This window comes from bacterium (assembly GCA_016124905.1).
Classification (GTDB): Bacteria; Pseudomonadota; Alphaproteobacteria; order Rickettsiales; family RI-342; genus RI-342.
This window is the reverse complement of record WGMV01000020.1, coordinates 70,225-96,793: the sequence shown is the minus strand read 5'-3', so window position 1 is coordinate 96,793 and position 26,569 is coordinate 70,225. Positions and strand designations below refer to the sequence as shown.

Annotated in this window: 23 protein-coding genes; 16 read left to right on the top strand and 7 right to left on the bottom strand. The window is 54.8% G+C overall.

Annotated features, from left to right (window positions below):
- Window positions 1-3: 3 nt before the first annotated feature.
- Genes GC177_06205 through GC177_06195 form a run of 3 tightly spaced genes read left to right on the top strand, consistent with a single transcriptional unit; the run spans window position 4 to window position 3,213 of the window.
- A complete protein-coding gene (locus tag GC177_06205) occupies window positions 4-765 on the top strand; it encodes a hypothetical protein (GenBank protein MBI1275546.1) in 762 nt (253 codons plus the stop codon).
- A gap of 18 nt (window positions 766-783) precedes the next feature.
- Window positions 784-1,173 (top strand): hypothetical protein, encoded by a 390-nt coding sequence (locus tag GC177_06200; protein ID MBI1275545.1) that lies wholly within the window; start codon window positions 784-786, stop codon window positions 1,171-1,173.
- 60 nt (window positions 1,174-1,233) lie between these two features.
- The gene (locus GC177_06195; GenBank protein MBI1275544.1) at window positions 1,234-3,213 is read left to right on the top strand and encodes an AsmA family protein; all 1,980 of its coding nucleotides are present in this window, start codon (window positions 1,234-1,236) and stop codon (window positions 3,211-3,213) included.
- 21 nt (window positions 3,214-3,234) lie between these two features.
- Here the strand turns inward: GC177_06195 and GC177_06190 are convergent, their stop codons facing one another.
- Window positions 3,235-4,089 (bottom strand): SDR family oxidoreductase, encoded by an 855-nt coding sequence (locus GC177_06190; GenBank protein MBI1275543.1) that lies wholly within the window; start codon window positions 4,087-4,089, stop codon window positions 3,235-3,237.
- 187 nt (window positions 4,090-4,276) lie between these two features.
- Between GC177_06190 and GC177_06185 the strand changes: the two genes are divergently transcribed.
- Together GC177_06185 and GC177_06180 are read left to right on the top strand one after the other, a co-directional pair.
- Window positions 4,277-4,549 carry a hypothetical protein gene (locus GC177_06185; GenBank protein ID MBI1275542.1) on the top strand — a complete coding sequence of 91 codons (273 nt, stop codon included), beginning with the start codon at window positions 4,277-4,279 and terminating at the stop codon, window positions 4,547-4,549.
- Between the two features lie 67 nt (window positions 4,550-4,616).
- Window positions 4,617-5,195 carry a polyisoprenoid-binding protein gene (locus GC177_06180; GenBank protein ID MBI1275541.1) on the top strand — a complete coding sequence of 193 codons (579 nt, stop codon included), beginning with the start codon at window positions 4,617-4,619 and terminating at the stop codon, window positions 5,193-5,195.
- A gap of 2 nt (window positions 5,196-5,197) precedes the next feature.
- Here GC177_06180 and GC177_06175 read toward each other — a convergent pair whose 3' ends face one another.
- Window positions 5,198-6,448, bottom strand: coding sequence for an MFS transporter (locus GC177_06175; protein MBI1275540.1), 1,251 nt, complete (start codon window positions 6,446-6,448; stop codon window positions 5,198-5,200).
- A 95-nt stretch (window positions 6,449-6,543) separates the two neighbouring features.
- On the opposite strand from GC177_06175, the gene GC177_06170 reads away from it, so the two are divergent.
- Window positions 6,544-7,623 (top strand): PA0069 family radical SAM protein, encoded by a 1,080-nt coding sequence (locus GC177_06170; protein MBI1275539.1) that lies wholly within the window; start codon window positions 6,544-6,546, stop codon window positions 7,621-7,623.
- A gap of 3 nt (window positions 7,624-7,626) precedes the next feature.
- Here the strand turns inward: GC177_06170 and GC177_06165 are convergent, their stop codons facing one another.
- Window positions 7,627-8,088: a hemerythrin domain-containing protein gene (locus GC177_06165; GenBank protein ID MBI1275538.1), complete on the bottom strand. Its 462-nt coding sequence runs from the start codon at window positions 8,086-8,088 to the stop codon at window positions 7,627-7,629.
- A gap of 99 nt (window positions 8,089-8,187) precedes the next feature.
- Window positions 8,188-8,829, bottom strand: coding sequence for a carbonic anhydrase (locus tag GC177_06160; GenBank protein ID MBI1275537.1), 642 nt, complete (start codon window positions 8,827-8,829; stop codon window positions 8,188-8,190).
- 117 nt (window positions 8,830-8,946) lie between these two features.
- Between GC177_06160 and GC177_06155 the strand changes: the two genes are divergently transcribed.
- Genes GC177_06155 through GC177_06135 form a run of 5 tightly spaced genes read left to right on the top strand, consistent with a single transcriptional unit; the run spans window position 8,947 to window position 18,389 of the window.
- Complete coding sequence (locus GC177_06155) at window positions 8,947-10,416, top strand: NAD(P)-binding protein (GenBank protein ID MBI1275536.1); 1,470 nt, start codon at window positions 8,947-8,949, stop codon at window positions 10,414-10,416.
- Entirely contained in the window at window positions 10,406-14,953 is a 4,548-nt protein-coding gene (gene gltB / locus GC177_06150) for a glutamate synthase large subunit (protein ID MBI1275535.1), read from the top strand. Before GC177_06155 ends, gltB begins: the two co-directional genes overlap by 11 nt.
- A 12-nt stretch (window positions 14,954-14,965) precedes the next feature.
- Window positions 14,966-15,208, top strand: a complete 243-nt coding sequence (locus GC177_06145; GenBank protein MBI1275534.1) for an N-acetyltransferase — start codon at window positions 14,966-14,968, stop codon at window positions 15,206-15,208.
- A complete protein-coding gene (locus GC177_06140; GenBank protein ID MBI1275533.1) occupies window positions 15,208-16,530 on the top strand; it encodes a mechanosensitive ion channel in 1,323 nt (440 codons plus the stop codon). Before GC177_06145 ends, GC177_06140 begins: the two co-directional genes overlap by 1 nt.
- 32 nt (window positions 16,531-16,562) lie before the next feature.
- Window positions 16,563-18,389, top strand: a complete 1,827-nt coding sequence (locus tag GC177_06135) for a potassium transporter (protein MBI1275532.1) — start codon at window positions 16,563-16,565, stop codon at window positions 18,387-18,389.
- Here GC177_06135 and GC177_06130 read toward each other — a convergent pair.
- Complete coding sequence (locus GC177_06130) at window positions 18,386-18,937, bottom strand: YbhB/YbcL family Raf kinase inhibitor-like protein (GenBank protein MBI1275531.1); 552 nt, start codon at window positions 18,935-18,937, stop codon at window positions 18,386-18,388. The genes GC177_06135 and GC177_06130 overlap by 4 nt on opposite strands.
- Window positions 18,938-19,048: 111 nt before the next feature.
- Here GC177_06130 and GC177_06125 point away from each other — a divergent pair, with 111 nt between their 5' ends.
- The gene (locus tag GC177_06125) at window positions 19,049-19,585 is read left to right on the top strand and encodes a DUF1993 family protein (GenBank protein MBI1275530.1); all 537 of its coding nucleotides are present in this window, start codon (window positions 19,049-19,051) and stop codon (window positions 19,583-19,585) included.
- 172 nt (window positions 19,586-19,757) lie between these two features.
- Here the strand turns inward: GC177_06125 and GC177_06120 are convergent, their stop codons facing one another.
- A complete protein-coding gene (locus tag GC177_06120) occupies window positions 19,758-20,456 on the bottom strand; it encodes a deoxyribonuclease V (GenBank protein MBI1275529.1) in 699 nt (232 codons plus the stop codon).
- 255 nt (window positions 20,457-20,711) lie between these two features.
- Entirely contained in the window at window positions 20,712-22,532 is a 1,821-nt protein-coding gene (gene recQ / locus GC177_06115) for a DNA helicase RecQ (GenBank protein MBI1275528.1), read from the bottom strand.
- Window positions 22,533-22,616: 84 nt separating this feature from the next.
- Here recQ and GC177_06110 point away from each other — a divergent pair, with 84 nt between their 5' ends.
- The 4 genes from GC177_06110 to GC177_06095 all read left to right on the top strand — a co-directional run bounded on the left by GC177_06110 (window position 22,617) and on the right by GC177_06095 (window position 26,460).
- The gene (locus GC177_06110) at window positions 22,617-23,063 is read left to right on the top strand and encodes a hypothetical protein (GenBank protein ID MBI1275527.1); all 447 of its coding nucleotides are present in this window, start codon (window positions 22,617-22,619) and stop codon (window positions 23,061-23,063) included.
- Entirely contained in the window at window positions 23,053-23,727 is a 675-nt protein-coding gene (locus tag GC177_06105; GenBank protein ID MBI1275526.1) for an HTTM domain-containing protein, read from the top strand. Before GC177_06110 ends, GC177_06105 begins: the two co-directional genes overlap by 11 nt.
- 264 nt (window positions 23,728-23,991) lie before the next feature.
- Window positions 23,992-24,906, top strand: coding sequence for a hypothetical protein (locus tag GC177_06100; protein MBI1275525.1), 915 nt, complete (start codon window positions 23,992-23,994; stop codon window positions 24,904-24,906).
- A gap of 222 nt (window positions 24,907-25,128) precedes the next feature.
- A complete protein-coding gene (locus GC177_06095) occupies window positions 25,129-26,460 on the top strand; it encodes a DUF2254 domain-containing protein (GenBank protein MBI1275524.1) in 1,332 nt (443 codons plus the stop codon).
- The last annotated feature ends 109 nt before the right edge of the window (window positions 26,461-26,569 follow it).

The window sequence follows — 26,569 nt, the reverse complement described above, 5'->3', positions numbered from 1 at the left end:
CCTATGACCGAAGCCCATACCATCATGATGTCCAACATCGGCTATGCGCGCGATATCGACGGATCACTGGCGGCGCATGTTTTGAAGTCTTACCGTCACCTGTGGTGTTCCAGCCGCGTGCAGCAGCGGGTGATTGGCCAGGTGAAAACCATCATGCGGCATTATGCGGTGGACTTGTGCTGCCTGCTTGAGGTGGACACGGGTATCCCCTCGCTGCCCTATAGCAACCAGCACCGTGCGCTGATGGATGAGGAATACCGCTTTGGCGATGCGGAGAATAAATATTTAGAGAACAGCCGTTTGCGTAAGCTGCCCATCACCATCGGCAAGAGTAACGGGTTCGTAGCGAGGCGGGATTATCCGTTTCAGAAGCTGTTTTTCAGCCGGGGCACCAAACGCCTGATCTATCGGGTGCAGCTTGAAAAGGGCGTGAGCCTTTATTTCACGCATTTTTCCCTCAATAACGCCATCCGCGAGGCACAGCTGGCAGAACTGTTCGACCTGGCCGATCAAAGCCCGGATGAGGTTATTCTGATGGGGGATTTCAATATTTTCGGCGGGCTGGATGAAGTGCGGCCTTTATTGCAGCGTCGGGATCTAACGCTTCTGAATAATCCGGAAGAGTTTACTTTTAAATTTCATCAGCGTTCCATGCTGCTGGACCTGTGCATCTGTTCTAATTCCTTGCTTGGTCGGGCGAAGCTTACCATTGTGCCGCAGCATTATTCCGACCACGCCGCGCTCGTGTTACATCTAACGGCATGAGATTTATGGGAATCGGATATGAAGCCCCGGCTCGCCGCTCGTTTTCTTATCCGGCGGCGGTTAATTCTGGTTCATCCGCTTGATTGGCAAGCGGCCATTTTAAAGCCTGCATTCCGGAGAAGCACCATGAGTAATTCCCAGCAATCACGCACCCAGAAAGTGCCAAACGATCAATATTCCAAACAAACAGACGATGTGAGCGGTAAAGGCTACAAAGATGCGAATTCATCCAGCCGACAGTCGCAACCACAGTTTTCGCAGACAGAGAACTGGGACCGCGCCGCGAATGAACGCAGCCGGTCAGACACCGCAAAAGGCGGCATGCGCAACGAAGGCGAAAATGCCAATGTAAAAACCACTGACGATCAGCATGAGGCGGATCAGCTTCAACAACAAAAGAACCGTTAGTCTTATTCGATCAACAGGCCGGTATCCTACCGGCCTGTTTTTATTTAAAGGAGAAGAAGGGTGAACCCCCGATCGTCACGGCTATCATGGCACGCTGTCCAACGCTTTTTACTTTGGGTGATCTGTGTGTTCGCCCTGCTTATTGTCAGTGCTATCGCATTCATTGCCAGTCCGTATTTCGCGCCGAATCTTTCCAACTGGCTTTCGGGCAAAAGCGGCAGGACCATTTCGTTTGAGAAGGGGATACATATTTCCTGGGGAAAGGATACACGCATCCGACTGGGTGATGTAAAAATTGCCAATGCCGACTGGGCCTCAAGCCCCAGTATTTTTGAAGCGGAGCGTATTGAACTGGTTATTCGGCTCCCTTCTTTATTAAAAGGCAAGCTGGTCATTCCCGAATTTGTCGCCATCCGCCCTGTGATTGCGCTGGAGAAAAATGAAAAAGGGCAAAGCAACTGGGACCTGACGCAAAACCCCGAAGCACTTGCCGCCAAGGCTCCCTTGCCGGAAGAGCGCGGCGAAATTCCTCTATTCGGCAGGCTTTACATTGAAGAAGGCAAGCTTACCTATATCGATAAGCCGGGGCATATTTCCACGAATGTGGATATTTCCACCGTGCGCGGCAAAAGCGACGGTGAAGAGGAGAATATTTCCGTCGCCGGTAAGGGTGAATATCAGAAACAGCCCTTCAGCCTTTCCATGCGTGGGGCATCGCTGCTCCAGCTGCGCAATAACGATACGCCTTATCCGTTCAACCTGAAAATCGGTGTCGGTAAAACCCATGCGGAAGTCAAGGGTACGGTGCAGGACCCCATCAAGCTTGAGAAGCTGGATATCACCCTGCTACTCAAAGGCGCCAATGCAGCGGACCTTTACACCCTCACGGGGATTGCTCTGCCGCCCACGCCGCCCTACGAAGTAAAAGGGCACCTGGTGCGCGAGGCGGATTACTGGAATTTCAGCCCGTTCAGCGGCCGCCTCGGCAGCAGCGATCTGCATGGCAGCGTGACGTGGCACCCAGAGCAGAAACCGCCCTATTTCCAGGGCGAATTCCTTTCTGAAAACCTGGATATGAATGACCTTGCGGGGTTTGTAGGGGCTGATAAGAAACCGGTGGATGAAACCCGCGTAATTCCCGATACACCCCTTGATATCAGCAGACTGGCGGCAATGAATGCCGATGTGGTGTTTCGCGGCAAGCATGTAAAAGCCCCTGACCTTCTGGATGATTTTTACATGAACCTTTCCCTCAAGGATAAGGTGCTCACCGTAAAGCCGGTGTCATTCGGGATGGCTGGTGGCAGCATAGACGCCAATCTTATCATCGATGCCAACCGGCAGCCGCTTGATACGAAAATGGACGTGAACTTTCGGCGCCTTTCCCTGACGAAGCTGTTTGCGCCGCTGGCCAAACGCTATGGTGAGAAGAATGTCAGCGCCGGTTATCTGGGTGGTAAGGCCAAGCTGGAAGGCAAGGGAAAATCCCTGCGCGACATGCTGGCCACCTCCAACGGCAATATCGGTATGGCCATGGAAGGGGGCGAGTTAAGCCGCCTGCTGCTTGAGCTGGTCGGGCTGGACATTTTCAAATCGGCGCAGTTGCTGGTAACCGGCGACAAGCCGGTTCCCATCAGCTGCCTTGTGGGTGATTTCGGCGTTACGGACGGTATTATGAAAACCCGCGAATTCCTGGTTGATACCAAGGTCACCAATATCCGCGGTGAAGGGCAGATCAACCTGAAGGATGAAGGGCTGAATATGCGGCTGGTGGTTTATCCGAAAGACGCCACGCTGATTTCCGCGCGTTCTCCTATCAATGTGACGGGTACCTTGAAGAAGCCCACGGTAGGGGTTGACCCTGTCGCGTTGACATTGAGGGGAGGCGCTGCCGTTGTGCTGGGTGCGCTGCTGACGCCCGCAGGCGCATTACTGGCATTTGTGGAGCCCGGTTTGGGAGATGAAGGGGACTGTGCCACCTTTATCCGCAATTACGGCAAGGATGTGGCCGCTAATGCAAAAGCGTCACCTTCCAAATAAGGAAAGTGACGCTTTCGTCTTCTAGCCATTCACGATTTCGCCGCCGTTGGGATGCATAACCTGACCCGTCATGTAGGATGCGTCCTCCGACGCTAGGAAGATATAACTCGGTGCCACTTCATCGGGCTGACCGGGACGGCCCAGGGCGGTGTGTTTGCCGAATTCAGCCACCTCCTCGGCGCTGAAGCTTGCTGGTATCAGTGGTGTCCAGATAGGACCAGGCGCAACCGCGTTCACACGAATGCCCTTTTCTGCCATAGATTGCGAGAGGGACCGTGTAAAGGCCACAACGGAACCTTTTGTCGCTGCATAATCCATCAGTTGTTTTTTGCCTTTATAGGCGACGACCGAGGCCGTGTTGATAATGGAGGCACCTTTCTTCAAATGCGGCAGGGCGATCTGAGTCATGTAAAACATGGCGAAGATGTTGGTGCGAAAGGTGCGTTCCAGCTGTTCGGGCGTGATGTCTTCCAGCCGTTCCTGCACATGCTGTTCACCGGCATTGTTGACCAGAATATTGAGTTTACCGAATGTGCGGACGGTTTCTTCCACGATGCGTTTGCAGGTGTGGATATCGCCCACATCGCCCTTCAGCAGAAGGCATTGAACGCCAGCTGCTTCGATATGTTTCCGTGTAATCCGGGCATCTTCATTCTCTTCCAGATAGCAAATGGCGACATGGGCGCCTTCCTTTGCGAAGCCGATAGCCGTAGCGCGGCCAATGCCGGAATCGCCTCCGGTGACCAATGCGACCTTTCCCTTGAGTTTTCCTGCTGGTTTATACTGTTCCATCAGGCTTTTTGGCGGTGGGTCCATGAGGTTCTCATTGCCGGGCTGGTGGGGCTGATGCTGCGGTTTGAGTTTGGTAACGGGCATAAATTTCTCCTTTGTTATACTCCCGCATGCTCCATCTTTCGGCTTAAGTATGCGCTGCTCAACCTTGGTGGCCGTATAAGCAGCCCGTAAGTGAAATTAGCGGTATTTTTATATGAGGGCTAAGAAGCTGCATGGCTTTCTGACGCATGCAGCTTCAACATAAGGGATGATATTTTAGGAGGCTTTTATGCGTCGTTATCTACCTTTATTCATTATGCTGGCGATTATCATTCCCGTGGTGGCCTATCTGATTATGCATGGTGTGGTGCAAGTGGTGCCCCTTTCCGAAGATAATTTCGGGCTGCAATTATTCCTGACGCTGTTTGTGATCGGCCTTGGCGTGACCGCGCCTTATCTCATGCTGAAAACGGCGTTCTTTTCCGCCCATTTGAAGAACAGCGAAGAAAAGGAACTGCATCTACGCGATATTCCCAAAGATAAGCGGCAGGCTGGAAAATAATAATCCAGATGGATGCGGATACTGAATTGCGTTATCTTCCACCATCTGTTTTTACAAGGATATTGCCATGAAGCACGCCACCCGCATCCTGATGCTGACCTCTGTCATGCTTTCGTCATCGCCTGTCTGGGCGGCGGACATGTATGAGTTTGATCCCATGCACAGCAACATTGTGTGGCAGGCCAACCATTTTGGATTTTCCAGCCCATCAGGTCGTTTTACCAAAGCCGAGGGAACCCTGACGCTGGATGAGGAAAAGCCCGAGCGCAGCAAGGTGGAAGTGGTGATTTACCCCGGCAGCGTGAATACGGGCATTGAGAAGTTCGACGATCATTTGCGCAGCAAGGATTTTCTGGACAGTGAAAAATTCCCCACGGCGCGCTTTGTCAGTACCAGTGTGGAGGTGACAGGAAAAAACACGGCCGATGTAACGGGCGACTTTACCCTGCATGGCGTCACCAAACCCGTGGTGCTGGAAGTGACGCTGAACAAGCTGGATGAAAACCCCATGTCGCACAAGAAAACAGCGGGTTTCAGCGCCATTACCACCATCAAGCGTTCCGATTTCGGCATTAACACGGCCTTGCCCGGCGTGTCCGATAAGGTGAATATTGATATGGAAATTGAGGCGATTATCAAAAAATAGGCTTAGGCCGGCTTATCTGCTTCCACCACCACGCGGCGCAGCTTGGGCACCAGCGTTGCGGTGGAGATGGCCACTACCAATGTGCATAGGCCGCCGAAAACCACTGATGGCACCAGACCCAGCAGGCTGGCTGCCGCGCCGGATTCAAACGCGCCTATCTCATTGGATGAAATGATGAACATGCTGTTGACGGCGGAGACGCGGCCGCGCATCGAGTCCGGCGTGAGGAGCTGCATGATGGTGGCGCGCATGACCACGCTGATGCTGTCGAACATGCCGCCCAATGCCAGGAACAGCATGGAAAGCCAGAATAGCTGGCTAAGGCCAAAACCGATCATGCAGCATCCAAAGCCGGTAACCGCGCATAGCAGCATGGTGGCGCGAATGCGCTTCAGCGGCCAGAGGGCCAGTATCAACGCTGTAACGATGGAACCCAGCGCAGGTGCCGCACGCAAGGCACCCAGGCCCTGAGAGCCGACATGCAGAACCTGGTCCGCGAAGGCGGGCAGCATGGCCACCGCACCGCCGAACAACACGGCAAACATATCCAGCGCCATGACGGAAAGAAGTACGCGGTTATGCCAGATGAACACCCATCCAGCCTTTATGCTCTGGATGGCGGCCTCGCGTTGCTCGCGGCTGCGGTAAGAGCGAGGTTTACCGCTGATGCTAGCCAGCGCCATGAATGCCATGCTCATGAAGCTTACCGGCAAAATCCACGCCACCTGAACGCCGTAGCCGCCATAAATCAGCCCCGCAATGGCCGGGCCTGAAATGGCGGCAATCTGAAAGCCGCTGTTGAGCCAGGCGGCTGCGGCCGAAATTTTCTCCCGCACAACAATCTGTGGCAACAGGGAAAAGGATGCCGGCATGATGAAGCTGCGCGCTAGGCCTGAAATAAACACCCCGCCATAAATCCAGGGCAGGATGTTTTGATGGTCGTGATTGCCAAGCAGGCCCCCTGCCATGATGAAAAGCATGAGGCTGTTCAGCACCAGTACCGCCATGCAGATTAAGTATATCCGGTGGGGTCTTCCATTATCCACCACATGCCCTGCGAAAAAGGCGCAAATGATGGCGGGGATGGCTTCCGTCAGGCCCGTGAGGCCCAGCATGAAAGGATCGCGCGTGATGGAATAAACCTGCCAGCCGACGATCACGGCCTGTGACTGCAAGGCCATCATGCCAAAGGTGCGGATGCAGAGCAGCAGCCTGAAATCGCGTGATCGCAAAACATCGAATGAAAGGGCCATGAGTAACTCTGCGCGGTGGACTGGTAGTTGCTTAAAGAGGGAGGGTGGCTAACGCAATGGTTTGCTTCATGCCTATTTTCTGTTACAAAAAATATATGAGTGACGGAATTTCCAAACATGAGCATGCCGGCATTGCGGTGCGTGGCCGGGGTACGGGGGAATTGCCCAAAGGGCGGTTCGAACGGTTTGAGGTTACGTATGAGCAAGGTGAAGCGACGCAGGTGCGAACGGAATGTTTCCATGACCGCTCAAAAACAATCCTGGCGACGAATGACAGTCCGGATGTGGGATTTGGTGTGACGTTGAATCCTTATCGCGGGTGTGAGCACGGGTGCATTTATTGTTACGCGAGGCCGACGCATGAATATCTCGGCATGTCCGCCGGGCTGGATTTTGAACGCAAGCTGATGGTGAAAATGGATGCCCCGCAGCTTCTGCGTGAAAAGCTTGCCTCGAAAGCATGGCGACCGCAGGTTATCGGCATGAGCGGCGTGACCGATTGTTATCAGCCGGTGGAAAAGACACTGGAGTTGACGCGTCAATGCCTGCAGGTGCTGGCGGAGTTTCGCAATCCCGTCGTTATTATCACCAAGAACCAACTGGTTACGCGGGATATCGACCTGCTGAAAGAGCTGGCAACCTATCAGGCGGTGCATGTGGTTGTTTCCGTCACCAGTCTGGAAGATTCGCTGGCGCGCCGTATGGAACCCCGGGCCTCCACCCCGCAGCGAAGGCTTGAAGCCATTCGTATGTTGAGCGAGGCCGGAATTCCCGTCAGCGTCAATGTGGCGCCGATCATTCCCGGTCTAACGGAGCATGAAATTCCCGCCGTGCTCAAGGCCGTTGCCGAAGCAGGGGCGCGCAATGCGCATTATGTGATGCTGCGTCTTCCCTATGGCGTGAAGGACCTGTTTCAGGACTGGCTGGAAGAGCATTATCCGCTTCGGAAAAAGAAGGTGCTGAGTCATCTGACGGATGTGCGAAACGGCAAGCTTTATACCGCTGAATTCGGCGATCGGATGCGCGGGCAGGGCCCTTATGCGGAGCAGGTCGCACAGATGTTTGCGCATTATAAAAAGCGTTACGGTCTCTCTTCCTCCACCATAAGGGTTTCTGCCGAACATTTTCGCAGGGTAAGGGTGGATGCGCAGATGTCGTTGTTTGAGGAGGGTTGAGGCCTATGCCGCCAGGGAAGATTGCGGAGGATTGCGTTTTAGCTCCAGCATTTCCACGGCAAGTTCCACCGATGCCTGACGGCTTAATATCTGCTGGGCTTTTTTGAAGATTTCCACTTCCTCGCGTTTCATGTGCTGATCAATGGCGTGCTTGAATTCGCCAAACGTCTCAAGCCAGCGGTCGCTGCCGACTGAGAGACGGGAGAGTTTGCTGATGTATTGGTTGATTTCCTGGTGGTTTTCCGCGGCCTGATCCATCAGTGAGCGGGTGTAGGGGTGACGCTTCAGGACGGCATAGAATGTCGCTTCTTTTGCATCCATATGCTGAATGAGCTCCTGCTTGATTTCATCAAATAGGGATTTGCGATGCGCATTGCTGCGGCATGCAATGAGCTTCTCCATCCACTCGCTCAGATGGCGGTGATCTTTTTCCAGATAGTTATAAATATTCATGGGATGCTCCATCTGTGCGGATGTCGTCGCACAGCATCATGGCAAGGGGGCCCATAAATTTTCTATTTCGCTTTAAGGACGAAAGATAAAACCCGCATTATTCAGCGGCGACTATTTCCCTTCGGCAATGTCGTTGAATTCCGAGGTGGTGTGGTCATATTCCGCAATCCGTCCCGTATTCATATCGAAATACCAGCCGTGCAGCTTCAGGTCGCCTGCTTTTACCCTGCTGCTCACCCAGGGGAAGGTCATCAGGTTGTCCAATGAGGTGAGGATCAGCGTTTGTTCCAGCGCGCGGTGCTGCTTGTCCTCGGGTGCGTCGGCCAGTTTTTCCATCACGGCTTCACGGGCGGATTTGCCAATGCCGATCCATTGACCAAGGAAATCATAATTTTCCTTGGTGTTTTCATGGTCGGCCAGGGCGCGGGCGCCGCCGCACAGGGCATGACCCAGCACAATAATGTGCTTAACCTTCAACGTGCGCACAGCAAATTCAATGGCGGCGCTGGTGCCGTGGTGGCGGTCATCCACTTCGCAGGGGGGGACGATGGCGGCCACGTTACGCACCACAAACAGGTCTCCCGGATCGGCCTTGGTGAGAAGGGCAGGGTCCACCCGTGAGTCGGAACAGGCAATGACCAGTGTTTCCGGCTGCTGACCTTCTTCTACGAGCCTTTTATACGTCTGGCTGAGGGAGCCGAAATGGCTTTCGTAAAATCTGTCGTAGCCGTCGAGAAGCTTACTGAAGGACATGGTTCTTTATCTCCCGGCACATTTATCTGGCGGATTCCTTAACAGCCATGGATGGCGGTGGCAAGCCCGTGCCTTTATGAATTAAGGATTTACTTGAGAAGGCTTAGTCCGGGCGCTATGCTGCGTTGCAAAAAGGCGGAATGCCGCCGAACCAAGGCAGGAGATAAGGCGTTGCTGAATTTTGTGAATGAGCCTCAGGCATATCCTGAAACCCGGCCTGCCAGCTTGCGTCGAGAAGATTTTCATGAGGTTTATAACCGGTTTGCGCTGAATGCGGCCAAGCAGCAGGCTTCGCGCTGTTCCCAGTGCGGCATTCCGTTTTGCCAGCAGCATTGCCCGCTGGGTAATCATATACCCGACTGGCTGAAGCTTGCCGCCGAAGACAGGCTGGAGGAAGCCTATCTGCTTTCCAGCTCCACCAACAGTTTTCCTGAAATCTGCGGGCGTATCTGCCCGCAGGACCGTTTGTGCGAAGGCAATTGCGTGATCGAGAAGGGTTTTGGTTCCGTCACAATCGGCGCGGTGGAGAATTTCATCACGGAGACGGCCTGGGAAAAGGGCTGGGTGAAGCCCATCAAGCCAGCGAGGGAACTTGGTTTTCATGCGGCCATCATCGGCTCCGGCCCGGCAGGGCTTGCCGCGGCTGAGACGTTGCGCCGCAAGGGCTGGAAGGTGACGATCTATGACCGGCATGACCGGGCCGGCGGGTTGTTGATTTACGGCATTCCCAATTTTAAACTGGAAAAAAGCGTGGTGCAACGCCGGGAGGAATGGCTGAAACAATCGGGCGTCACGTTTGTGCTTAACCGTGAAGTGGGCAAGGATGTTACGTTGACGGAGCTGCAACAGCAGCATGATGCCGTGCTAATTGCCGCGGGTGTTTACAAGGCGCGCCACTTGCAGGTGCCGGGGCTTGAACTGGAGCCTATCGTGCCGGCGCTGGATTTCCTGATTGCCAGCAACCGGCTGGGTCTGGGTGATGCCATCAAGGATGCGCCATCTGCCGAGGGCAAGAAGGTGGTGGTGATCGGCGGGGGTGATACGGCGATGGATTGCGTGCGCACGGCGGTGCGGCAAAAGGCTGCTTCCGTCACCTGCCTTTACCGGCGCGACCGCGCGAATATGCCGGGTTCCGCGCGTGAGGTGAAGCATGCGGAAGATGAGGGGGTCATCTTCAAATGGCTTTCACTGCCCAAGGCATTCCTGGGAGAGAAAGGCAGACTGCAGAAAATCACCATCGGCCATATGCGGCTTGGTCCGCCGGATGCAACCGGCCGTCAGCAGGCGGTGGAAGTGGAGGGCAGCAAGGAGCAGGTGCCCGCCGATATGGTGATTAACGCGCTGGGGTTTGAACCGGAGGAATTACCGGTCCTGTTCAACGAGCCGGAGCTTCATTGCCATGAGGATGGGCGCGTGTTGGTGACGGATGCGGATGAGACTTCCCTGCCCGGGGTATTCGCGGCGGGCGATATTGTGCGGGGCGCGTCCCTGGTGGTATGGGCTATACGCGACGGCAGGCAGGCGGCGGAGAACATGCACCGCCATGCCATGAAAAAGCAGCAGACGGAGGTGGCCCATGCCGCATAATTTGGGGCAGTCTGATCTGTTTGATATTCCGCTTTATCACCGCAATGTGGAAAAGCTGGCTGAGCATGGCATTCATGACCCGGATTTCGAGAAGGATGCCTGCGGTATCGGCATGGTTGCCGCCATCGATGGGCAACCGCGCCGCGAGGTGGTGCAAAAGGCCATTCAGGCGTTGAAATCCGTCTGGCACCGCGGGGCGGAAGCCGCCGACGGCAAGACGGGCGACGGCGCGGGGATCCATCTCAGCATTCCCAAAAGCTTCTTTGCCGATTACCTGGCCAGCATCGGGCGGGAATCCGTCCAGCGGGCGCTGGGGGTGGGGATGGTGTTTCTGCCGCGCAAGGACATGCACGCGCTGGAAGCCTGCCGCTCTATCCTCGAGCAGGAAGTCATCCGCATGGGGCATGGTATTTATGGCTGGCGGCACGTGCCGGTGAACCCGTCGGTGATTGGCGATATCGCCAATGATTCCCGCCCGGAGATCGAGCAGATCATGGTGTCTGACCTTAAGGGACTGGATGAGGCGGCGTTTGAGCGGGACCTGTACCTGATACGCAAACGCGCAAGCAAGGCGGCGCGCGAGGCGGGCATCAAGGAATTTTACATTGTGTCGCTTTCCTGCCGTTCCATTGTCTATAAGGGGTTGTTCAAGGCCGAGCAGCTGACGGAGTTTTACCCCGACCTGGCGGATGAGCGGTTTGTTTCCAATTTCGCCATTTTCCACCAGCGTTTTTCCACCAACAGCGCGCCCGCCTGGGCGCTGGCGCAGCCGTTTCGCGTGCTGGCGCATAATGGCGAGATCAACACGCTGCGCGGCAACATCCAATGGATGAAAAGCCACGAAGCCAACATGCACAGCCCGATTTTCGAGGGGCATATCGAGGACCTGAAGCCGGTGATTGAGCCAGGCCTGCTATCCGACACGGCGGCGCTCGACATGGCGATGGAGCTGCTGGTGAAGGGTGGGCGCTCATTGCCTTACGCCAAGCATATCGTGATGCCGCCGGCCTGGGGGTATGACACGCATCTGGATGAGGAATTGCGTGCTTTCTACAGCCATTGCAATAGCACCATGGAGCCGTGGGACGGGCCCGCGGCCATCGCCGGGTATGACGGCGAATGGGTGATTGCCGGGATGGACCGCAACGGGTTGCGACCGCTGCGTTACACGTTGACCAAGGATGGGCTGCTGCTGGTAGGGTCGGAAACCGGGATGGTGCCGGTGGAGGAAATCGACATCATCCGCAAAGGGCGCATCGGGCCGGGGCAGATGATCGGCGTGCATTTGCCGAAAGGCCGCTTTTATCAGGATGCGGAAATTAAGCACGAGCTGGCGGGGAGTCAGCCTTTCAAGGAATGGACGGCCGGGTGCAAATCCTTGCATAGCCTCGTGCAGCCGAGCAAGCATCAGCCGATTTCCGGCGAGACGCTTCTGCGCCGTCAATATGCGGCCGGCATGACGCATGAATATCTGGAACTGATACTCGACCCCATGGCCGTTACCGGCAAGGAAGGTGTTGGCTCCATGGGCGATGACACGCCGCTGGCGGTGCTGTCGTCCGGCTATCGCGGGTTGCATCATTTCTTCCGGCAGAATTTCAGCCAGGTGACCAACCCGCCAATCGATTCGCTGCGCGAGCGTTATGTGATGACGCTGACGACGCGGTTTGGCAATACGGGCAATATCCTCGACCTTCAGCGGCCGCATTCGCCGCATCTGCTGCTGAAATCGCCCCTGTTGCTGGATGCGCAGTATCAGGCGCTGATGCATTATCTGGGGCACCATGCCGTGCTGCTGGACGCCACCTATCCGGTGAATGACGATGCGGATGCACTGAAGCTTGCCTTGCGTGCGCTTCAGCACCAGGCGGAGAAGGCCCTTGGCGAAGGGCGCATGGCGTTCATTCTAAGTGATAGCAAAGCGGGGCCGGAGCGCATGGCCATCCCGATGGTGCTGGCGGTGGGCGCGCTGCAGTCGCTGTTCGTACGGCTGCACAAGCGTAAGCAGGTTTCCATTGTGGCGCATACGGCTGAATGCACGGATGTGCATGCGTTTGCGGTGATGGTCGGCGTGGGCGCAACGGCCGTTGCGCCGTATTTGCTGGAGGACACTGTGCGTGAGCGGCATGCGCGCGGGCTCTACGGCAAGCTGAGTGAGACCGAGGCGCTGGCCAATTTCACCAAGTCGATGGAAGACGGGCTGCTGAAGATCATGGCCAAGATGGGCATCTCGGTGGTGAGTTCCTATCGTGGCGGGTGCAATTTCGAGATTCTGGGGCTGGCGCGTTCGCTGGTGGCGGAATATTTCCCTGGGCTGCAATCGCGTATGTCGGGCATCGGGTTGCGCGGTATCCACAAGAAAATCCTGGCCTTGCAGGAAGAGGCCTATGACCCGGCGCGAATGATTCTGCCGGTTGGCGGTTTTTACCGCCAACGCGCGGGGCAGGAAGTGCATGGCTATGAGGCGAGTCTGGTGCATCTGCTGCAAAGCGCGGTGGAGAAGGGCGCATACCAGCTCTACCGCAAATATGCCGACGGGGTGAATGCGCAGGCGCCGATCCATCCGCGCAGCCTGCTCGGCTTTGTGAGCGGGCGCACGCCGGTGCCGCTGGAGCAGGTGGAATCCATCACCGATATCCGCAAGCGTTTTGTGACGCCCGCCATGTCGCTTGGGGCATTGTCGCCCGAGGCGCATGAAATCCTGACCATTGCGATGAACCGTATCGGTGCCTCTTCCAACTCCGGCGAAGGTGGGGAAGACCCGGGCCGTTATGAAGTTCAGGCAAACGGAGATAATTTGAACTCCACCATCAAGCAGGTGGCGTCAGGCCGGTTTGGTGTGACGGCGGAATATCTTAATGCCTGCCGTGAGATCCAGATAAAAGTGGCGCAGGGCGCCAAGCCGGGTGAGGGGGGGCAACTGCCGGGCTTCAAGGTGACGGAGATGATCGCCAGGCTGCGACATGCCACGCCGGGGGTGATGCTGATCTCCCCGCCGCCGCATCATGATATCTATTCCATCGAAGATCTGGCGCAGCTGATTTACGATTTGAAGCAGATCAACCCGACGGCGATCGTATCGGTCAAGCTGGTGTCGCAGGCGGGCATCGGCACGATTGCCTGTGGGGTGGCCAAGGCGAAGGCGGATAAAATCCTCGTGTCCGGCCATAGCGGCGGCACAGGGGCGAGCCCGCATTCCAGCATCAAATACACGGGCTCTCCGTGGGAACTGGGGCTGGCGGAAACCAACCAGATGCTGACCATGAACCAGCTGCGTCACCGTGTGGTGCTGCAGACGGATGGCGGGTTGAAAACCGGGCAGGATATCGTGATTGCGGCCATGTTGGGGGCGGAGGAATTCGGCATCGGCACGGCATCGCTGGTGGCGATGGGCTGTTTGCTGGTGCGCCAGTGCCACAGCAATACATGCCCGGTTGGCATCTGCACGCAGGACCCTGCCTTGCGCGCCAAATTTGAAGGTACGGTGGATAAGGTCATCAACCTGATGAGCTTTATTGCGCAGGATATTCGTGAGATTCTTGCTTCGCTCGGCTTTACCAAGCTGGAGGATGTGATTGGCCGGTCTGACCTGCTGACACAATTGAACCGAGGCGGGCGTGACCTGGTGGATTTGGACTTGAACCCAATGCTGATCGGGGCGGATCCTGGCCCACATGCGCGTTACTGTACATTGGGCGGTCGTAACGAAGTGCCAGCCAGCCTGGATAACCGCATGCTGGAACATGCCAAAACGGCGCTTGAAAGCGGACAGAAAATTCAGCTGGATTATCTGGTGAACAACACTTATCGCAGCATCGGCGCGCGGCTTTCGAGCTATATCGTGCGGCATTATAAAGGCCGTGCCCTGCAGGACGGGCATATCCATCTTGGTTTGCGCGGCAGCGCGGGACAGTCGCTCGGGGCGTTTCTGGTAAAGGGTATCAAAATTGCGCTGCGCGGGGATGCGAACGACTATGTGGGCAAAGGGCTTTCCGGTGGGGTGATTGCCGTGCAGCCGACGCCATCCTCACCCCTTGTACCGCAGGATAATACCATCATCGGCAATACGGTGCTCTATGGCGCCACCAGCGGCAAGCTATTTGCCAGCGGTCAGGCGGGCGAGCGGTTCGCCGTGCGCAATTCCGGCGCCACCGCCGTGGTGGAGGGATGCGGCGCGCACGGGTGCGAATACATGACCGGGGGGCTGGTGGCCGTGCTGGGCGAGGTGGGCGATAATTTCGCCGCCGGCATGACCGGAGGCATGGCCTTTGTCTATGATCCGGAGAACCGGCTTTCCATGCGCATCAATGCCGAGACCGTGGTGCACCAGCCCGTTGCCAGCAGCCACTGGGAAGGGGTGTTGAAGGCGCTTTTGCAGGAACACCAGCGGGAGACCGGCTCGATCATGGCGGGGCGCATCCTGCATGACTGGGATGAGCATCTACCGTATTTCATGCAGGTGTGCCCCAAGGAGATGCTCACCCGCCTCGATCAGCCATTGACCGAAGAGCGGCCTGGTAAGAAAAAAGCATCCTGACAGGAGGCGGCCATGAAGGACAACCAAGCGGCGCATCGCTTTGAACTGCAAGAGCAGGGGCACACGGCGTTTGCCGATTACCGGCTTGATGGTTCGACGCTTCATATCCTGTATGTCGAGGCACCACCCGCCTTGCGCGGCACCGGCGCGGCAGGCCGCCTGATGCAGGATATCGCCGATCATGCCCGGCAACAGCATCTCACCATCCATCCCGTCTGCGGTTATGCACGCAGCTGGCTGCAAAGGCACGCATGATGCTCGATCACCTTATTGACCGGATCAAAGATTCTCCTTTTTCCATGAGCATGCTGGCGCTGGGTGGATTGATTTTTGCCGTATGGGCCACTCATTTTCTGGTGAAAGAACTGTTGCTGCGCGGGTTTGACCGGCTGTTGCGCAGCACATCCTTCGGCAAGGACGAATCGTTGCGCGGCCACGGCATCATCGGCCGTCTGGCTAATATCGTGCCCATTCTGGTGCTGCTCACCGGCCTTCGGCTGGTGCCGGAACTGCCCGCGCCGATCGTGCAGGTGGTCACCAATGTCAGCGTTGCCTTTATTATTCTTTCAGTATCGCTTGCGCTGAGCGCGTTTCTCAACCTGGTGAACACGCTTTATTACCGCCGCCCCGATGCGGGCAGCAAGCCGATCAAGGGCTATATCCAAATCGCCAAAATCGTTATTTTCCTCATGGCGACCATCCTTATCATTGCCGCCCTGGTAGACCGTTCTCCGCTTATTCTGCTGTCCGGCCTGGGGGCGATCACCGCCGTGCTGATCCTGATTTTTCAGGATACGCTGTTGTCGTTCGTTGCCAGCGTGCAAATCTCTTCCAGCGATATGGTGCGTATCGGGGACTGGGTGGAAATGCCGCAGCTGAACGCCGACGGCGATGTGATCGACATCGCCTTGCATACGGTGAAGGTGCAGAATTTCGACAAGACCATCACCACCATTCCCACGCGCAAACTAATTACCGATTCCTTCAAAAACTGGCGCGGCATGCAGGAGGCCGGCGGCAGGCGCATCAAGCGGTCCCTGTTCATTGATCAGAGCAGCATTCATTTTCTGAACCAGGAAGAATATGACCGGCTGAAACGCTTTCGCCTGCTGGAAGAATATCTTCGCGATAAGGGGAAGGAACTAGCGGACTGGAACGAAAAGCTGGGCGAGCACGGCAAGGAATCGGTCAATACGCGGCGCATTACCAATATCGGCACGTTCCGCGCATATGTAGAGCGCTATTTGCGCACGCACCCGTCGGTGCATCAAGGCCTGAACCTGATGGTGCGCCAGCTTGCGCCGACGGCCGAGGGGCTGCCGCTGGAGATCTATTGCTTTACCAACAGCACGGTCTGGCCGATCTATGAAAATATCCAGTCCGATATTTTCGATCATCTTTATGCCATCCTGCCGGAATTTAACCTGCGGGCCTTTCAGAAGGCGGGCGGATACGACATCCAGCAAGGGCTGGCGGCCAAGCGTGGGGGTGAAGCGCCCGCTTATATGGAGGCCCCGGTAGCCGCCAAAACACCCCGACCGGTTCGGAACACTGGTAGATCGCGTAAAAAGCGCTAACATGGGCGCTAGCATCATTCAGGGACAGAGACGTGGATCATAGCTGGCTGGTCAATATTTTCGTGTTTCTGCTGGCGGGCAGTGTGGTGGTGCCGCTGGTCGGCCGCTTCAAGCTCGGGTCCGTGCTGGGGTATCTGGTGGCAGGGGTGATGATTGGTCCATTTGGTCTGGCATTTATCCAAAATCCCGAACAGATTATGCATTTTGCCGAATTTGGCGTGGTGATGATGCTGTTTCTTATCGGCATGGAGTTGGAACCCGAGGTTCTCTGGAGGTTGCGCCGTACCATCGTTGGGCTTGGAGGATTGCAGGTGGTGGCCACCAGTGCAGTGTTTGCGCTGATAGGTGTGATGCTTGGTTATGACTGGCGCATCAGCCTGACATGCGGCATGGCGTTATCCTTGTCGTCCACGGCCATCGTGCTGCAGATGCTGCAGGAAAAAGGACTCATCAAAAGTTTTGCGGGTGAGAGTTCATTTGCCGTTCTGCTTTTTCAGGATATTGCTGTCATCCCTATTCTGCTTATCATTCCATTATTGGCCGATGCCGCCGATGTGAAGGGGGTCAATGAAAGCCTGTTATCCGGCTTTCCTGCCTGGCTGAGGGCTGTGATCGTCAGCGGGGTGATTGCATCGATCGTCGTAAGCGGCAAATATTTTTCGCGGCACGTATTTCGCTTCATTGCCAAAAGCAATTTGCGCGAGGTGTTTACGGCGACCTCGCTGGCGCTGGTGGTGGGTATAACCCTGCTCATGCAAAGCATCGGCGTGTCTCCGGCTTTGGGGGCGTTTCTGGCGGGTTTGGTACTGGCTAACTCGGAATATCGCCGCACACTGGAGACGGATATCGAACCGTTCAAGGGATTGTTGCTTGGGCTGTTTTTCCTTTCTGTTGGCATGAGCATTGATTTTGGCATGTTTGCCGCACATCCCGTTGCCGTGCCTCTGGCCGTGCTTACTTTGGTGCTGGTGAAAGCGCTGGTGCTTTCCGTTTTGGGGTTCGGGTTTGAATTGCGAAGCGAACAGAACGGAATGTTTGCGCTGGCGCTGGCGCAGGGGGGGGAATTTGCTTTTGTGCTGTTTCAATATGCCTCCAGCTTTAATGTGCTGAACCTTGAGCAGTCGGGGTTTCTTACGCTGGTTGTGGCTTTGTCGATGGCGCTGACGCCGTTTTGCATGATGTTTAATGAGAAGTTTCTGGTGCCCTGCTTCATGAGTGTGCTGCCGGACAGGGAATTTGATACCATCGAAGAGAGTAACAGCGTCATTATTGCAGGCTATGGGCGATTTGGGCAGATTATCGGACGTTTTTTGCGTGGGCAGGGCGTGCCGGTGACGATTCTGGAAAAAGACCCCGACCAGATTGAATTGCTTCGCAAATTTGGTGGCCGCGGCTATTTCGGCGATGCCTCACGGCTGGATCTGCTGCAAAATGCCGGGGCGGATAAAGCCACGCTGTTGGTGGTGGCGGTGGATGATGCGGATAAATGCCTGGAGATCGTCAAGCTTGCGAAGGAAAACTTTCCCAGGCTCAAGGTGTTGGCGCGCGCGCGCAACCGGCGCCATGCTTATGAGTTGAGTAAGGCAGGTGTGGATTATTTTCATCGGGAATTGTTTGATTCCTCGCTTACCATGGCACAGCAGACGATGATCATGCTGGGGTATGATCCCGCCAAGGTAAAACAAAAGGCCAAGCGCTTTCGCCAGCATGACGAGAAAACGCTGCGTGAAAGTTTTCCCTTCTTCGACAAAGAACCGGAGCTTATCAGCTTTGCCCGACAGGCCAGCGGAGAGCTGGAGCGCATCCTTCAGGAAGATGAAGTGGACGATGCGCCGGCCCTTCGCGTGGTGGCTTCCTAGCGGGCGTAGGTCGCCTGCAGGGTGGCCGTTTCGATTTTATGCTGGTTCAGGTAGTAACCCACCTGTGCTGCTGGCGTGTTTGGGCCGAGCGGAAGGCTTTCCGTATCCAGCGCCCATAACGTAAAAATATAATGGTGCGGCTTGTCGCCCTTGGGCGGGCAGGCGCCGCCGAAACCGGGCTTGCCGTAATCGGTCATGCTTTCAATGGCGCCGGATGGCATGTTGGAACCGCTGGCCGCCGTTGGCAATTCGGTGGTGCCGACGGAGATGTTGAACACGACCCAGTGCCACCAGCCGCTGCCCGTCGGCGCATCGGGGTCATAGGCCGTGATGGCAAGGCTCTTGGTCTTTGCCGGGATGTTTTTCCAGCTCAGCTGGGGGGAGAGGTTTTTGCCTTCGCAACCAAAACCGTTGAAAACCTGATCGGCCGACAGGGTCTGGCCTGCCTTGATGTCCTTGCTGGCCAGGGCGAGGGGCTCGGCCGCGTTCGCCAGTGGCATGGCCAGCAATGCCGCGCCGCACAGAGATAAAGCCAGGGATTTTTTCATCGTCACCTCCAGATCGTATGCGTGGGCAGTATAAATGCATTGCAATGGAAGCGCTATTTCCTTTCAGGCAAAAAAGGTTAAAATGCGCTCTCATCTTTGCGGAGTTTTTTTATGTCGCTTTCCATGTATCAGGCATCTGCCCCCGTATTCGTACGCTTTCTTGAGAATTTCGCCCTTATTCTGGAAAAAGCGGCCAAACACGCCGAGGCCAGGAAGATCAACCCTTCCGTATTCGTTCAGGCCCGTCTGGCGCCGGATATGTTTCCGCTGGCACGGCAGGTGCAGATTGCCAGCGATATTGTGAAAGGCGGCATCGCAAGGCTGGCCGGTGTGGAGGTGCCCAGCTACGCCGATACCGAAAGCAGCTTTGCTGAATTGCAGGAGCGCGTGGCCAAAACCATTGCCTTTATTCAAAGCATCCCGGCCGACAAGGTGGATGGCAGTGAAGACCGTGCCATCAGCCTGAAGCTGGGCGGGCGGGAAGTCAGCTTTCAGGGGCAGCCCTATCTGCTGAATTTCGTCATTCCGAATTTCTATTTTCATCTGACCGCTGCCTACGCCATTTTGCGCCATAACGGCGTGGATATTGGCAAGCAGGATTTTCTGGGCGCGATGGATAGTCTGGGCGGATTAAAAAAAGCAGCCTAGTTCGCAGAACATAGCATCGCTCACATCAGGGTAAGGTTATGGATGTTGCTGAACTCGCTAAATACCTGGTGCTGGATAATTTGCTGGAAGCCTTGTGCTGGGGCGCCATCCTTGTGATTGTCGGGACGACGCTTCATTCCATCCATGTCACCCTCACCAACCCTCGGTAACGTTACGCTTCCAGAAGGCTTGTCTGACGAGGTTTTGTTTTTGGGCATTTGGAGAATTTATCGGCCAGGCGGGTGGGTTCTGGAAGCTTGTAGCGGGTTAGGCAGCGCAGGGTAATGTCTACCGCGCGTTGCATGGTCATACGATGGCCGGGAGAAATGAATAGCGGGTTTATATTGTCTTTGCTGCGGAGAACCACCCCGATCTGCTCCTTGTCCACCATCAGGGGGCTTTGGCTGCCCTTGGCGGTGGCAGGCATCTCGAACCTGCCGGTTAGGCGTGATTTGGCAACGCCCATGCTCGGCATATCGAGGATGACACCCAGATGCGCGGCAATGCCCATGCGCCTGGGGTGAGCAATGCCATGCCCATCCACCATCAGCAGGTCAGGTGCTTTTTTCAATTGAGCTAAGGCGGCCAGAATGGCGGGAATTTCGCGAAATGCCAGCAGGCCGGGGATATAAGGAAAATCCACCGGCACATCATGCTGGATCTGCTCAACCGGTTTCAAATCATCGGGATACATGGTGACGATGGCGGCGTGCGCCAATCCTCGCCTATTGTCATACCCCACATCGATGCCGGCAATGAGCCCTGTTTCCCCGCCATCATCCTGAAGCAGGATGTTTGCGCGCAGGGCATCCTGCATTTTGCGCGCCTGCGCTTCGGATGATGGTAGATGGAATGGAGCGGCTATTATCATCAAGCGCCGGAACGGGTTGGAAAAATGCGCCAGATATGCTGAGGCGCCACGCCATTGGGTTTATGAACATCGATGCCATAGGTCGTATGGTAGGTGCCGGATTTCCCGGTTACATTGGAAGCGCCCCACATGGAGGTGTTTTTGTTCTGATTGTCAGCCATAATTTTGCTCCTTATTTTTGAGTAAGGGCACCGTATCTTCGGCAGTCTAAAATAAAAGCATCCATCATGCGTAAAAAGATAAAGACCCTGTCAGTTATGCGGTTTCCTCCGCATATTGCCGGATGATAGCCAGAAACTGCTCGCCGTAGAGGCGTATTTTCTGTTCCCCCACGCCACTGATGCCGCGCAGGGCGGCAACGCTGGAAGGTTTTTGGCTGGCCATTTCATGCAATGTCTTGTCATGAAAAATAACATAAGGCGGAAGGTTCTGCGCTTTTGCCAGGCGCAGGCGCTCTGCTTTCAAGGCGTGGAACATGCCGGTATCGGACGGGGCCTGTGTTTCGGAAGAATATTTTTTTTCCTGCGCCAGCCCTTTGCGTTTCACGGTTATTCTTCGCAGTTGGAGATTCTGTTTTTCCTTGAGAAAAGCGAATCCTTCCGGCGTGATGCTCAATCCGCCATGACCCATGCTGTCTACTTTCAGGAAATGCCGGGCAACAAGCTGGCGGAAGATGCTCTGCCATTCCTGTGCGGAATGTTCCTTCCCAATGCCAAATGTGCTTACTTTGTCATGGCCGAATTGCCGCATGCGTTCATCCGGCTTGCCGATGAGCACGTCGATGGCGTATTTTGCGCCGAAACGCTGCCCGGTGCGGTATACGCAGGAGAGCGCCTTCCGGGCGGATTCGGTTCCGTCAAAAGTTTCGGGCGCGCTGTTGCAGTTGTCGCAATGGCCGCAGGGGGCGCCGCTGTCGCCGAAATAGTTCAGCATGATCTGTCGGCGGCAGCCCGCGGCTTCGCATAGGCCGAGCAGGGCAGAGAGCTTCTGCCGTTCAATGTGCTTCTGCGGTTCCGGCGCGGTGGAGTCATCGATGAAGCTGCGCTGCAAGGCAGCGTCACCCATGCCGTAGAACATGATGGCGCTGGCGGGCAGGCCATCGCGGCCCGCACGGCCTGTTTCCTGGTAATAGGCTTCGATGTTTTTGGGGATGCTCATGTGCGCTACAAACCGCACATCGGGCTTGTGGATGCCCATGCCGAAGGCGATGGTGGCCGCCATGACGATGTTTTCTTCCTGGAGGAAACGCTGCTGATGACGGGTGCGGGCTTCGCTGTCCATCCCCGCGTGGTAGGCAAGGGCGGTGATGCCCTGTTCCTTCAGCCAGGCGGCTGTTTCTTCCGTTTTTCCGCGTGAATGGCAATAGACAATGCCGCTGTCTTCGGCATGTTTCTCCCGAATGAACTGCAGCAGTTGCTGCCTAGCGTTGTTGCGAGGCAGGATGCTGTAATGAATGTTGGGCCGGTCGAAACCGGCGACGAAATGCCTGCCTTGCTTCAGCTGCAGGCGCTCGATGATGTCCTTGCGCGTGGGGGCATCCGCCGTGGCGGTCATGGCGATGCGCGGCACGTTGGGAAAACGCTCTGCCAGTAAAGAAAGCTGTGTGTAATGCGGACGGAAATCATGCCCCCATTGCGAGACACAGTGCGCTTCATCGATGGCAAAAAGCGCGATGCGCGTGGAATCCAGCAAGGTCAGGAAATCATCCATCAGCAGCCGTTCCGGTGCGACATAGAGCATGTCGAGCGCGTTTTCCTGAAGCTGGCGGCGTATATAACCAATCTCGCCGCTTTCTATGCCGGAATGAATGGCGGCCGCTTTTATGCCGAGCTGCTGCATGGCGGCCACCTGGTCCTGCATCAGGGCAATCAGCGGCGAGACGATGATTCCAACGCCCGGACGCATGAGGGAAGGAATCTGATAACAAAGGGATTTGCCGCCGCCCGTCGGCATCAACACAAAGGCATGGCCGCCCGATGCAACATGGGCGATGATGGCCTCCTGCTCGCCACGGAATTGTGGATAGCCATAGGTTTGCTGGAGGATGAAGGTGGCTTGGCGGCTTGTGTCTGTCATGGTGGTATCCAAGCATTCTGCGAGAATCGGCGCAACAGAAATCATGCCCTTGCTTATCGCGCTTAATCCTATGCATATAGGGCCATGCTGCATCATCTGAAGCTGTTATTGCCGGCGCTGGTTCCATCATGGCGATTCTTTGACTGGATTGCCCCGTCACCGCGTATTGAGATTCGGTTATATGAACGGCCCGACGCTGCCGGCGGTGACTGGAAGGAATTTCGACCAAGGCCTGAACGGCTGACAATGGGCCGGATGCTTGGGCGCTTGTTTTGGAATCCACGCTGGAACGAAACGCTTTTTCTGGTCAGCTGTGCCGAAAGGCTGATGCAAAACCCTGCGGAACACAGCAGCCGTGAGATCATGATGCGTATAGTCCTGGACCTTGAGCGGTCTGCCGATGCTCATGGGTTTCCCTATGTACAGTTCAGGCTGATGTTTCTGGTGCGACAGGGCAGTGAGATCGAACGGCACGAGGCATTTGTTTCCGGTATTACGCGTTATCATAAGGGGGGCGGCCATGAACCTTGATGCTGCCATGCGTATGACGGAAATATTGCTGGCATTGGCCTTTTTGCAGCAAAGCGCGGAGCATTTTGCATCCATTCGCGAAAGGCGTTTATTTTTGCCGCGTCTGCTGTTGAGTGCGTTGCTGCTGGCTGGGGTTCAGACGCCATGGGTGCTAATTGCGTTGGTGGCGCATGCGCTGGCTGTGTTGAGGCGGTTTCAAGGGCCCTATAATGGTGGCAGCGACCGGATGAGCCTGCTTATTCTCTGCTGCCTCTGCCTTGCTCGGTTTGTACCAGCATGGCAGGAATATGCGTTTGGTTATCTGGCTGTGCAGGTGGTGCTTTCGTATTTCATGGCGGGGTGGGTGAAAATCGTGAACCCCGAATGGCGAAGCGGGCAGGCTTTGCGCGATGTGTTTCTTTTCTCGGCATACCCCGCCAGCGAAAGCCTGAGGGGATGGGCTGAAAACCTGCGCCTGCTATGGGCCATGTCATGGGCCGTGATGCTGTTTGAACTGCTCTTTCCTCTAACCCTTCTTACCCCGTTCACGCTTATGCTGGGGCTTACCGTTGCCGCCACATTCCATCTGGCCAATGCCTGCCTGTTCGGCCTGAACCGCTTTTTCTGGTGCTGGCTGGCGGCTTATCCATCGCTGCTGTGGTTACAGCAGCGTATGTTTATGTGATGCTGCGGGCGATGTGGCGATGGGAATGATATTTTGACTGTCAATGGCGTCTATGTCTTTACATATCGTGCGACTTCGAATAGCGGGAATACGCGCGGATGTAGATGGAGATGAAGTGACAGATTTTGAAGTCCAGCTTACAGGGCTTCATAGTTTGATTGCTGCGGATTTCGTTTTATCAGTCTTTCATAGACAAGCGGCTTTCTTCAGGGCTTTTGCTTGTCATCCATGCTGGCGGTGCTATGACAATCCCAACATTATGGGATGGATAAGGTGTTTAAGAAACTTAAACAGAAAACAGACGATGTGAAGGTCCTCTTTAGAAAATTCTCTCATATCGGCCAGTTTGTCCAGCACTTGAGTTGGGCGTCATCTGACATTGCTCGGTTTACCTATGCTGTGCGTGAAGACGCAGCGGCGCGCTATGAGGATGAATTGCTTGAACGAGAATTGGCTAAACATGGCGATAAAACCATCAACCGGTATAATTGCCATGTTTTTTCTCAGAACTTCGAGGATGCTATCATCTCCGAAATTTACAGCCGGATTGGTGAGAAAGAACGCAGTTTTGTAGAAATTGGCGCGGGTAACGGGCTGGAAAATAATACGCGTTATTTGCTTACTCTGGGCTGGAGCGGCCTTTGGGTGGAAGGCAGTGAAGCAAATGTGGAATTTATCCGCAAGCGGTTTGCCCGCGAGATTGAAGAAGGCCGCCTCAAGGTGGTACAAAGCTTCATTACCAAGGAGAATATTCAGGAAATTCTCGATGCTAATGGCTATGGAGAATATGTCGATTATTTCAATATCGACATCAATCAGAACACATCGCATGTCTGGCGCGCGGTAAAAACCAGATGCCGCGTTGCATGTATAGAATATAACGCCAATTTTCATCCATCTGTTTCGTATGAAGTAGAATATGATCCCAATAAAATATGGGATAAGACGGCTCTCTATGGCGGTTCTTTAAAGAGCATGGAACTTATCGGACGCGAAAAAGGGCTGAGCCTGGTTGGATGTGATCTCAGGGGCATCAATGCATTTTTTGTGAAGAATGATGAGGCGAAAGGACGCTTCGTTGAGCCGTTTGATGCAGAAACGCATTATCAGCCAACGCGCTATACGCTTGCGCGCGTTCGCGGCAATACACGCGAAAAAGCACCTTGGTTACCTGTGTAGGGGTAATATTATCAAACTTGCGGCTTTTTGCATGGCTGACAAAGATGCGGACGGCCCAATTATATGGGCATGAGCGGCGGCTGCTAAAACTGGCAGCAGCCTCAATAGCGAGTGCACCTTCGCTAATCAGAAAAAATTGAGTATTTCATAAGGTTAGATCCTTCCGGCATTGAAATTTTATAATTTCAATGGGTTTAATGAAGGATAAGAGGAAGTCATAACATGAAAATCTTGTTACAGAATTATTGGGAAGCTTTGCGTTCAAGCTTCTGGTTCATCCCTTCTTTAATGCTTGCAGGCGGTATAGTTTTAGCCTTGGTGATGTTGAACCTTGATCGGATGCTTGAAGCCGATTGGTTTAAAGCAATTGGCTGGGTGTCGCTGCGCGGGCCCGAAGGCGCAAGAGCGTTGCTTTCATCGGTAGCAAGCTCAATGATGACCATTGCCAGTTTGACGTTCTCCATGACCATTATCACCCTTCAACTGGCTTCCACTCAGTTCGGGCCTCGCCTTTTACGAAATTTCATACGTGATCGTGGTAATCAGATGGTGCTGGGAATGTTTATCACCACGTTCGCGTATTGCCTTATGGTGCTTCGCGCGGTGAACGGCACAAAAGATCATCAATTTGTTCCCGAGCTTGCCATCACGACAGGTATTGCATTGGCGATGCTAAGCCTTGGTGTTTTGATTTATTTTATTCACCATATTGCCAGTTCCATTCAGGCAGGGTCTGTAATCGCCAAAGTGGGTGATGAGCTGCATTACGCCATGCACAGGCTTTATCCTGAAGAGCTTGGCGATGATGCGGACACGGTGGGTCCTAATGCGGACATGCCTATTGCTGATTTCAGTCAGCCGCCACATGTTATTTCTGCTTCCCAGAGTAATTATCTGCAATCAGTTGATAGTGATAGGCTGTTTGAATTGGCGAAAGAGCAAAAATTTGTTTTAAAAATCCTATACCGGCCGGGACACTTCATCATTAAGAATGCGGCACTGGTTCATGCATGGCCAACGGAGCGGTTGAACGATGAGGTGATCGAATCGATACAAGATGCATTTCATTATGGTAACATTCGTACTCTCACCCAGGATATTGAATTTGGTATACATCAGTTGGTCGAAGTTGCAGTGCGCGCCTTGTCGCCTGGCATCAATGATCCTTTCACGGCCGCGTCCTGCATCGATCGGCTCAGTGCAGCCATTGCGGAATTAAGCACGAAGAAATTCCCTTCGTCGTTACGTTACGATGAAGAAGGACATTTACGTATCGTGGTGAATGTATTGTCCCCGAGCGATATCATTGACAAGGCCTTTCATCAGATTCGCCAGGCATCGTATAAGATTCCTGCTACGACGCTTCATCTGCTGGGAACATTTGAGCGACTCCTGGAACATAGGTTGCCACGGGCCTTTCATGATGCGATCCTGAATCATGCTGGATTGGTATATGAGGGCAGCAAAAAGGGACTTGCCTATGTATGGGATCGTGAAGAAGCAAAAACCTATTATCGCCGTGTTATAGATATTTATGACAACGCAAGGGTTTAAACGCCTTTTGATTCATGATTCTCTCAAAAAACCGTACTAGAGAATATATGTGCTTTGCCAGGTAAGAGAATGGTCAAAATGAGGGGTGAATGGCGAAATAACAACAGAA

Bases quoted from the DNA above. Each gene is read 5' to 3' on its own strand.
- GC177_06130 (MBI1275531.1), bottom strand. From the start codon at position 18,937: ATGAAAAAATCCCTGGCTTTATCTCTGTGCGGCGCGGCATTGCTGGCC.
- GC177_06185 (MBI1275542.1), top strand. From the start codon at position 4,277: ATGCGTCGTTATCTACCTTTATTCATTATGCTGGCGATTATCATTCCC.
- GC177_06120 (MBI1275529.1), bottom strand. From the start codon at position 20,456: ATGATAATAGCCGCTCCATTCCATCTACCATCATCCGAAGCGCAGGCG.
- GC177_06105 (MBI1275526.1), top strand. From the start codon at position 23,053: ATGAACCTTGATGCTGCCATGCGTATGACGGAAATATTGCTGGCATTG.
- GC177_06155 (MBI1275536.1), top strand. From the start codon at position 8,947: ATGCTGCGTTGCAAAAAGGCGGAATGCCGCCGAACCAAGGCAGGAGAT.
- GC177_06190 (MBI1275543.1), bottom strand. From the start codon at position 4,089: ATGCCCGTTACCAAACTCAAACCGCAGCATCAGCCCCACCAGCCCGGC.
- GC177_06160 (MBI1275537.1), bottom strand. From the start codon at position 8,829: ATGTCCTTCAGTAAGCTTCTCGACGGCTACGACAGATTTTACGAAAGC.
- recQ (MBI1275528.1), bottom strand. From the start codon at position 22,532: ATGACAGACACAAGCCGCCAAGCCACCTTCATCCTCCAGCAAACCTAT.
- GC177_06180 (MBI1275541.1), top strand. From the start codon at position 4,617: ATGAAGCACGCCACCCGCATCCTGATGCTGACCTCTGTCATGCTTTCG.
- GC177_06125 (MBI1275530.1), top strand. From the start codon at position 19,049: ATGTCGCTTTCCATGTATCAGGCATCTGCCCCCGTATTCGTACGCTTT.
- GC177_06165 (MBI1275538.1), bottom strand. From the start codon at position 8,088: ATGGAGCATCCCATGAATATTTATAACTATCTGGAAAAAGATCACCGC.
- GC177_06145 (MBI1275534.1), top strand. From the start codon at position 14,966: ATGAAGGACAACCAAGCGGCGCATCGCTTTGAACTGCAAGAGCAGGGG.
- gltB (MBI1275535.1), top strand. From the start codon at position 10,406: ATGCCGCATAATTTGGGGCAGTCTGATCTGTTTGATATTCCGCTTTAT.
- GC177_06095 (MBI1275524.1), top strand. From the start codon at position 25,129: ATGAAAATCTTGTTACAGAATTATTGGGAAGCTTTGCGTTCAAGCTTC.
- GC177_06140 (MBI1275533.1), top strand. From the start codon at position 15,208: ATGCTCGATCACCTTATTGACCGGATCAAAGATTCTCCTTTTTCCATG.
- GC177_06205 (MBI1275546.1), top strand. From the start codon at position 4: ATGACCGAAGCCCATACCATCATGATGTCCAACATCGGCTATGCGCGC.
- GC177_06200 (MBI1275545.1), top strand. From the start codon at position 784: ATGAAGCCCCGGCTCGCCGCTCGTTTTCTTATCCGGCGGCGGTTAATT.
- GC177_06170 (MBI1275539.1), top strand. From the start codon at position 6,544: ATGAGTGACGGAATTTCCAAACATGAGCATGCCGGCATTGCGGTGCGT.
- GC177_06110 (MBI1275527.1), top strand. From the start codon at position 22,617: ATGCTGCATCATCTGAAGCTGTTATTGCCGGCGCTGGTTCCATCATGG.
- GC177_06175 (MBI1275540.1), bottom strand. From the start codon at position 6,448: ATGGCCCTTTCATTCGATGTTTTGCGATCACGCGATTTCAGGCTGCTG.
- GC177_06100 (MBI1275525.1), top strand. From the start codon at position 23,992: ATGGATAAGGTGTTTAAGAAACTTAAACAGAAAACAGACGATGTGAAG.